The sequence below is a fragment of the Pontibacter sp. HSC-14F20 genome, from assembly GCF_019599265.1.
Classification (GTDB): Bacteria; Bacteroidota; Bacteroidia; order Cytophagales; family Hymenobacteraceae; genus Pontibacter.
In genome coordinates this window covers 1-7,380 of sequence record NZ_JAHZTC010000036.1, presented here as the reverse complement: position 1 = coordinate 7,380, position 7,380 = coordinate 1, and the positions used below count along the sequence as shown (strand labels likewise).

The 7,380-nt window shown below is 46.4% G+C and carries 9 protein-coding genes; 8 read left to right on the top strand and 1 reads right to left on the bottom strand.

The features are described 5' to 3' along the window. Positions 1-295: 295 nt before the first annotated feature. From K3G39_RS20290 to K3G39_RS20265, 6 genes are all read left to right on the top strand, one after another. Positions 296-1,417, top strand: a complete 1,122-nt coding sequence (locus K3G39_RS20290) for a Fic family protein (protein ID WP_220628002.1) — start codon at positions 296-298, stop codon at positions 1,415-1,417. A gap of 37 nt (positions 1,418-1,454) precedes the next feature. Next, entirely contained in the window at positions 1,455-1,919 is a 465-nt protein-coding gene (locus tag K3G39_RS20285) for a hypothetical protein (protein WP_220628001.1), read from the top strand. 141 nt (positions 1,920-2,060) lie between these two features. Then, positions 2,061-2,402: a type II toxin-antitoxin system RelE/ParE family toxin gene (locus K3G39_RS20280; protein ID WP_220628000.1), complete on the top strand. Its 342-nt coding sequence runs from the start codon at positions 2,061-2,063 to the stop codon at positions 2,400-2,402. Beyond that, positions 2,386-2,697, top strand: a complete 312-nt coding sequence (locus tag K3G39_RS20275) for a helix-turn-helix domain-containing protein (protein WP_116545156.1) — start codon at positions 2,386-2,388, stop codon at positions 2,695-2,697. Before K3G39_RS20280 ends, K3G39_RS20275 begins: the two co-directional genes overlap by 17 nt. Positions 2,698-2,859: 162 nt before the next feature. Further along, on the top strand, positions 2,860-3,141 hold the full coding sequence (locus K3G39_RS20270) for a type II toxin-antitoxin system RelE/ParE family toxin (protein ID WP_220628003.1): 282 nt from the start codon (positions 2,860-2,862) through the stop codon (positions 3,139-3,141). A gap of 10 nt (positions 3,142-3,151) precedes the next feature. After that, positions 3,152-3,451 (top strand): HigA family addiction module antitoxin, encoded by a 300-nt coding sequence (locus K3G39_RS20265; protein ID WP_007656043.1) that lies wholly within the window; start codon positions 3,152-3,154, stop codon positions 3,449-3,451. 648 nt (positions 3,452-4,099) lie between these two features. Here the strand turns inward: K3G39_RS20265 and K3G39_RS20260 are convergent. Then, positions 4,100-4,756, bottom strand: coding sequence for a trimeric intracellular cation channel family protein (locus K3G39_RS20260; protein WP_220627999.1), 657 nt, complete (start codon positions 4,754-4,756; stop codon positions 4,100-4,102). 762 nt (positions 4,757-5,518) lie between these two features. On the opposite strand from K3G39_RS20260, the gene rnk reads away from it, so the two are divergent. Both rnk and K3G39_RS20250 read left to right on the top strand, forming a co-directional pair. After that, positions 5,519-5,923 carry a nucleoside diphosphate kinase regulator gene (gene rnk, locus K3G39_RS20255; RefSeq protein WP_220627998.1) on the top strand — a complete coding sequence of 135 codons (405 nt, stop codon included), beginning with the start codon at positions 5,519-5,521 and terminating at the stop codon, positions 5,921-5,923. A gap of 49 nt (positions 5,924-5,972) precedes the next feature. Continuing rightward, complete coding sequence (locus K3G39_RS20250; RefSeq protein WP_220627997.1) at positions 5,973-6,995, top strand: rod shape-determining protein; 1,023 nt, start codon at positions 5,973-5,975, stop codon at positions 6,993-6,995. Positions 6,996-7,380 lie beyond the last annotated feature (385 nt).

Genomic DNA, 7,380 nt, shown 5'->3' with positions numbered 1-7,380 from the left:
ATTAGTACAGGCAGTCTGGATAAGGGTAGGCTCTTTTTTTTCATCTTTATGTAAGGAATAAGTTTGAATCAAAAGGTAACGCTTATCCGCTGCTTTTTAAAACCAGCTACCGAAGGTTTAGTGCAACCACAACTATACGGCAGCTTCACAGCCGCATAGTCCAGTCCGTATGGCATGCAAAGTATGAAAAATAACCTACAAGAGTAATAGTTACCTCTGAACAAACAACAAGTGTAATAAATCATTATTTTTACCTTTGTATTTAAAGTAAGAGTAACTGTTACCCTCGTTATTTATGGCCCCATTTCATAGAGAAGAACCCTACAATGACTTACCCTTGCTTCCTCCGGATGTAGATCTTGAGACAAAGGAAGTTATGCGAAAGACTGTAAAAGCAAGCAGGGCTTTGGCGCAGCTGAACGGAGCCATCATCAACCTGCCTAACCCAAGCCTCTTTTTAGACACAATCCATTTACAGGAAGCCAAGGCAAGCTCTGAAATAGAGAACATTATCACCACAAATGATGACCTCTATAAGTCAGTCGTGGCCGAAAAGAGGTATGAACCCACGGCAGCAAAAGAGGTTATAAGCTACAAGGAGGCGTTGTGGTACGGCTTGGAAAAGCTTAAAGAGCGGCCATTTATCACAACAAACCTCTGTGTGGATATCATGCGATGTATCAAGCAGAACACATCGGGTATCAGGGCTACTCCAGGCACGACCTTATCCAACACGCAGGGCGAAGTAATCTACACGCCGCCGGCAGGGGAAACAGTAATACGCGAGAAAATGGCAAACCTGGAGCGCTTCATTAACGAGGAAAGCACGCTGGACCCTCTCATCAAAATGGCTGTCATGCACTACCAGTTCGAGGCCATCCACCCGTTCATTGACGGTAATGGACGCACAGGAAGGATTTTACTTCTGCTCTACCTGAAAATGGAAAAACTGTTGGATGTGCCTGCTCTTTACTTAAGTGAGTATATCATCCACCATAAGGCGGCTTATTACCAGAAGCTAAGGGCAGTAACGGAAGCAGGAGATTGGGAGAGCTGGATACTCTACATGCTCGACATGATTGAAAAAACAGCCGCCAGCGGACTCCAAAAACTGGAGGAGATCATGGCCGTTATGGAGGCCACTTCAGAGGAAATAAAAGAGAAACTCCCAAAGGTGCACTCAAAAGAGTTGATAGAAATCTTGTTCAGACTGCCGTATACCAAACGCCAATTTCTGATAGACGCGAACATGGGAACACCAAAGACTGTAGGGAACTACCTGATAGCGCTTGAGCAGGAAGGGTTTTTAAAAGCAACTAAGGTAGGAAAGGAAAAACTTTACCTAAACCAGCGGTTGATGGGAGTACTGGAGAGTAAAGAAAAAGCCCGAAAGCACAACACCACCTATAGTGCATAAACGCACTATAGCCCAACCGTTGTGTGGAATTAGAAGCATGAATAAGAATATTATCTTTTCCCTACTATTCGTTCTGTTTGTATTACAGAGTTGTTTTAGTCAAAAGAAGACAGAGGAAGTGATGGGTTGCCAAGACGATAAATTTGAAGCCGGTCAAAGCTGGAAGTATCATACAAGAAGTGGTGAAGAAAATTCGACACTCACCATACTTAAGGTTGAGAAGATAAATGGTGAGACCATTGTCCATGTTGCATTGAAGGGATTAAAAGTAACAAATCTTCATAGTGAGGAAGACATTTCAGAAACTATAGACCATTTACCATTTTCTAAAGAAGCAGTAGTTGAAAGTGTAACAGAACTCCTTGGCTCAAAGAACCAGTTACCTGAATTTACGGAAGGTTATAGGCATTGGAAAGAAGCTTTTGAAACTGGGAAAGGCGGTGTGTTCACAATAACTATTAAAGAAGCAGTCGAATATGTAGAGCAGACGATGAAACAATAACTATCACACAACAACACCTAAACCACACCAAGTCGTGCTTTAGCCCAGTAGGTTACGGGAAATAAGAAATCATAAAAGGGAAGTATTTTTTTGTAATTAATAGTAACTTTTAAGTTACATTTACTGTTGAACATACAGCAGATGAAGAAGATCAGAGAAATCATCGCCTATAAAAACTACTTTGAAGATTTCTTGAAGGAGCAGCCCGTTAAGGTGCAGGACAAGATATTCAAGATTTTGGAAGCGATAGAAACACTTGAGCGGGTGCCTCAAAATTACCTAAAGCACCTGACTGGTACAGACGGGCTATATGAAGCACGTGTTCAACTTGCTTCCAACATTTGGCGCGTGTTCTGTTTTTTCGACGAAGGCAAGCTGGTCATCTTGCTGAATGGCTTTCAGAAGAAGACGCAAAAAACACCAAAGAAAGAGATTGATAAGGCACTACAATTAATGGCTGAATATTATGAAGGGAAAAGATAAAGAAAGGGAAGTTAGTTCTTGGGCAGATATCAAGAACAGAGTGTACGGAGTGAAAGGCACAGAGAGGCGTGACAACCTTGACAGGGAGTTCGAGTCATTTAAAATAGGACTTGAATTGAAAAAGGCCCGTGAAGCTCGACACCTGACCCAGCAGGAGTTAGGGGAAATCATCGATAAGAAAAGAACCTACATATCCAGAGTTGAAAACGACGGAAGTAACCTTACTCTCAAGACCTTATTTGATATTGTAGAGAAAGGCTTGGGTGGAAAAGTAAAAATCTCTATTGAGTTATAAAAGAATAATTACTACCCCGTAACCCGGTGCAGCCGTAACCCTTGCTCCGCTACGGGCATCGGCTGCACAAATCCGCTGTATTTCAAAGAATAAAGAAACTACAAAACTTTTTAGTATTAAACTTAGTGCTTACTTTTGACGTTAGTAACGTTAAAAGTTAGTATGATTATATCTTTTGGGTCCAAGTCAACCGAAAAAATCTGGAACGGGGAAAGGGTAGCGAAGCTGCCTATGGAAATCCAGACGATTGGCAGACGTAAATTAAGAATGCTTAATAACTCTCAGGATATTGCTGACCTTCGCATTCCTCCCTCCAACAGATTAGAGAAGTTGTCGGAAAATCTGAAAGAGTTCTACAGTATCAGGATAAACAGCCAGTGGAGAATCATCTTTCAGTGGCATAACGGCCAAGCATCAGAAGTAGAAATTATAGATTACCACTAAGAAGAAAAAAATGGAGCGACTACCTAATATTCATCCGGGAGAAATACTGCAAGAAGAGTTTCTTGTTCCGCTAAACATTACCGCCTACAGGCTTTCAAAGGACATTGGTATACCTCAAACCAGAGTATCTGAAATTCTGAAAGGAAACAGGCGCATTACAGCCGACACGGCTTTAAGGTTAAGCTACTATTTTGGCAACTCCCCCAAGTTCTGGCTTGGTTTGCAAGATGATTACGACTTGGAAGAAGAGAAGGCTAACAAGCAGCAAGAATTGGAATCCATAAAACGATTTGAGAAAAACGCAGCCTAACAACTAAGGCTTCGTTGGGTACGGAGTGCCGACAATGAAGCCGTGGTTGCACGGAACCAAGCGACGCATTATGGGTTTTAAGTCGGAAGAGGTTAGTTCTACGCTACCTGTCCAAGGCTCTCAGGTAGCCGGCTGGCCCATCGGATGCGGGCCTGGAGGGATAATGAAAGATACTTTCTGTTGTTTCCGGGAGAGGATTCCCGCTCTTTTCAAGGCATTTTCTGCCGGATGGGCATAGCTTCGCCAGGCCACCTTTTTGGGTGGCTTTTTTTAATTTCTTACTCGAACTCCCGGTAGCGGCGCTGTGTCCTCAGCCCTTGCGGCGGTCCCCGTTTAGCCAGTACCTGGAGGGATACTTACAAAATCTCAACATCAGGGTATAAAGCAAGGATCTAGTTGCTATTTCCTAAACTTCTGAGTATTTTTAAGCCATAGCATTTGCAGTTAGTTTGCAGCATATCAGGCGGTGAGTGATTCGGTGAGTTACTCAAATTGCAAGTTTTAAAGTGATGATAATCAGTTGGTAGTGCGGATGAAGAAAATCCCTGCTACTCCACAATCCTAAGTTAAAAAAGCCCTGCTGGCTATAAACCGGCGGGGCTTTTTTTGTTGGATTTACCATGCTCGTACAGTAGTAAATTACAATAGCTATTCTTTTTTATCTCTATCGTTGCGTTCGGTATTGATGGGACTCAGGAAGGGCAGCTGGATGTGATACCTTACTGCTACCACCCGGATCAGGATCACGGTCAGGGCGGCGAGCATTTCGGTTATTGAAATAGACAGACCATATTGGTAGCTGAACATATACACAATGCCGCCCACAATGCAAGCCAGGGCGTAGATGTCTTTCCGGAACAGGAGCGGCACCTCATTGAGCAAAACATCCCGGATAACACCGCCAACAGAGCCCGTAATAGCACCCATCATAATGCATACCCAGAAGGGTAACCCCGCTTCCAGACTTTTTCCTACTCCTACCACCGTAAACAGACCCAGCCCGATGGAGTCGAACAGAAACAGCGCCCTGCCCCAACGGAAAAGTTGATTGCGGAACAAGATCGTGGCCAGCAGAGCTATACCTGTCACGGTGAGGTAACTGGCATTCTGCATCCAGAACGGAGGCACGTTGAGCAGCAGGTCGCGGGTTGTGCCGCCACCGATGGCCGTTACCAGCCCAATGACATAGGCGCCAAACCAGTCGAATTGCTTGGTAGAAGCCCAGCGGATACCGCTCACGGCAAAAGCGAAAGTCCCCAGAAGGTCTAAAACGTTGGTGAAGCTCAGTGCCGAAAGGTCTATCATAGTTTTGCCTCCGCTATTTTTGCGGTCTGATTGGATGCCATTGCCCAGAAGATGCATACCCATTCAAACTCACGAAGATAAGGCGGTTTAGGCGACATAGCCAATCCTGTTTTAACCGCTTGCAAGGATTTCAACACCAACTTCCGGTTTCCCTATACCTGCGTGGACCACGAAAGAAAGATTTTGGGCAGAAGCACCGGTAAAGTAAGGGATAGCCGGTTCAGGCTGCTTTGGAGTTGTTTCTGTTTCAGGTAGAGCAAAGCCCGTTGCATTGCTGGTCCTGCGTGCGGTACACTGTTGGTAACACGGTTGTTTTCTTGCTTTTATGACGTTTCTTCCGTTACTTTGAAAGATTACTATCAGAACCGTGCTGCCATATATCAGAACAATTCATCTCTTTTCAGAGTCCCTTACCGGCTTTGTTGCGGCATCGCATCACGTATCGCAAAGTGATGTGCTGAATGGCTATTGTCTTTTCTTTTACACAGCCCCTAAGGCCTTCATTAAATAAGCCGGAAACCTCCGGCCCCGGGCGCAAGCCACCATCCCTTGCCACAGGTTATTCCTGTTGAACATCCTTCATTTTACATTTTCACAAGACACCTTTACGCAGCACAAAGGCTGCAGGTAAGGGAGTTTTTGTGTATTTACCTTTTTTATTCGCCTTCATGCCTCGAACGCTGAAGGCTTAGCGTCCGCCACCGGGGCCAGGCATGGCGCTATACCTGCAAGATTCTATAAAGCTTTAAATTTTTAACCTATATGAACCCGATTTATCTAACTGAAAAAGATTTCCAGCGCCTGCACAGCCTGGTACAAGCCCAGCGCCAGGTTAGTGGTGCCCATACCGTAGAAGCGCTCAGCCAGGAGCTGAAGCGCGCCAAAGTAGTAGCCTCCGAAGAAATTCCGGAGAATGTAGTGACCATGAACTCGCTTGTGAAGCTGAACGAACTGAAAAGCGGAGCCCAGATGGAGCTGACCGTGGTATACCCGAAAGATGCAGACCTGTCCAAGTTCAAAATTTCGGTGCTGGCGCCTGTGGGCACTGCCATACTGGGCTGCAAAGTCGGCGATAAGGTAGAGCGGCCGGGGCCTAAAGGCACGGTAGTGTATGAGGTGATGGAGGTATTGTATCAGCCCGAAGCCGCAGGCAATCTTAACCTGTAGTCTGCCGGCCGGATGGCGTTGTTGGAGAAGAATATTTACACCATAGAGAATGGGTTTTTTAGATTTTTTTAGAGAAGATATTGCCATTGATTTGGGCACGGCCAACTTTTTGGTCATGCAGGGCGACAAAGTGGTAGTGGATGAGCCCTCCATTGTAGCCTACAGCAGGTCGTCGGGCAAAGTGTTGGCGATTGGCCGGAAGGCCATGCAGATGGAAGGAAAAGCGCACGAGGACATCCGCATAGTGCGGCCCATGAAGGACGGTGTAATAGCAGATTTTCATGCGGCAGAACACATGATGAAGGGGATGCTGGAATTGATCAACGGGGGTAAAAGAAAATTTGGGTCCTCGTTCCGGATGGTGGTTTGCGTACCCTCAGGTATAACCGAAGTGGAGAAACGCGCTATCCGCGACTCAGCCGTTATTGCCGGAGCAAGGGAGCTATACCTGGTGCACGAACCAATTGCTGCCGCCATTGGCATTGGGCTGGATGTGGAGGAGCCGAACGGACACATGATCGTCGATATTGGCGGAGGCACAACAGAGATCGCCGTCATTGCCCTCAGCGGTATTGTCTGCGACCAATCCCTGAAGGTGGCGGGCGAAAGCTTTACTGCCGACATTGTGCACTACATGCGCAAGCACCACAACCTGCTCATCGGGCAGTCTACTGCCAACCGGATTAAGCTGGAGGTAGGCGCTGCCCTGCCCGAGCTGCAAAATCCGCCACAGGATGTAGGCATTAAAGGCCGCGACCTGCTGACCGGGCTGCCAAAACAGGTACATGTTTCGTATAGCGATGTGGCTTTTTTCCTGGACCGTTCCCTGGCTAAAATAGAAGAGGCCGTGATGAAAACACTGGAGATGACCCCGCCTGAACTCTCGGCAGACATTCACCAGACAGGTATATACCTGACCGGCGGAGGCGCTTTGCTACGTGGCCTGGATAAAAGAATTGCCACCAGAACGAAACTGCCGACGCACGTGGTAGAAGACCCACTCCGTGCCGTAGTGCGGGGCACAGGCACCGCTTTGCGAAACATCGACCGCTTCCGGTTCCTGATGCGCTGAGTTGGTTAAAATCAATCGCTGTAAGGTATAAGTTGGCCGTTAGTAAACCAGTATACAGTTAGAGCCCCGCTGGAGACAAACCGGCGGGGTTTCTTTTTAAGCGCACCCGAATTCCTGCGTGCATAATCCTTATCTGAATAGCTTTATTAACAGGTATAAGGAGCGTTCAATACTCCTAATAAAGAAGTCTGCCAGGTATAGGAAGGTTCTTTCTATACCTGGCAGACTCTCTCAAAAATCAATCAAAAAATAAAGGCCGCTATACCTTGGTTTTAACCGCCAAGGGTGGTGTTTTGTGTTGCGCCAGGGCTGCCGGTCCGGTCCACAGCGCCTCCATTTCCTCGAGCGACCTGTTTTTGGTTTCCGGCACCATCTTCCAGACAAA

What these genes read in the sequence shown, in the direction of transcription:
- K3G39_RS20290 (WP_220628002.1), top strand. Translation starts at nt 296, where the DNA reads ATGGCCCCATTTCATAGAGAAGAACCCTACAATGACTTACCCTTGCTT.
- K3G39_RS20285 (WP_220628001.1), top strand. Translation starts at nt 1,455, where the DNA reads ATGAATAAGAATATTATCTTTTCCCTACTATTCGTTCTGTTTGTATTA.
- K3G39_RS20280 (WP_220628000.1), top strand. Translation starts at nt 2,061, where the DNA reads ATGAAGAAGATCAGAGAAATCATCGCCTATAAAAACTACTTTGAAGAT.
- K3G39_RS20275 (WP_116545156.1), top strand. Translation starts at nt 2,386, where the DNA reads ATGAAGGGAAAAGATAAAGAAAGGGAAGTTAGTTCTTGGGCAGATATC.
- K3G39_RS20270 (WP_220628003.1), top strand. Translation starts at nt 2,860, where the DNA reads ATGATTATATCTTTTGGGTCCAAGTCAACCGAAAAAATCTGGAACGGG.
- K3G39_RS20265 (WP_007656043.1), top strand. Translation starts at nt 3,152, where the DNA reads ATGGAGCGACTACCTAATATTCATCCGGGAGAAATACTGCAAGAAGAG.
- K3G39_RS20260 (WP_220627999.1), bottom strand. Translation starts at nt 4,756, where the DNA reads ATGATAGACCTTTCGGCACTGAGCTTCACCAACGTTTTAGACCTTCTG.
- rnk (WP_220627998.1), top strand. Translation starts at nt 5,519, where the DNA reads ATGAACCCGATTTATCTAACTGAAAAAGATTTCCAGCGCCTGCACAGC.
- K3G39_RS20250 (WP_220627997.1), top strand. Translation starts at nt 5,973, where the DNA reads ATGGGTTTTTTAGATTTTTTTAGAGAAGATATTGCCATTGATTTGGGC.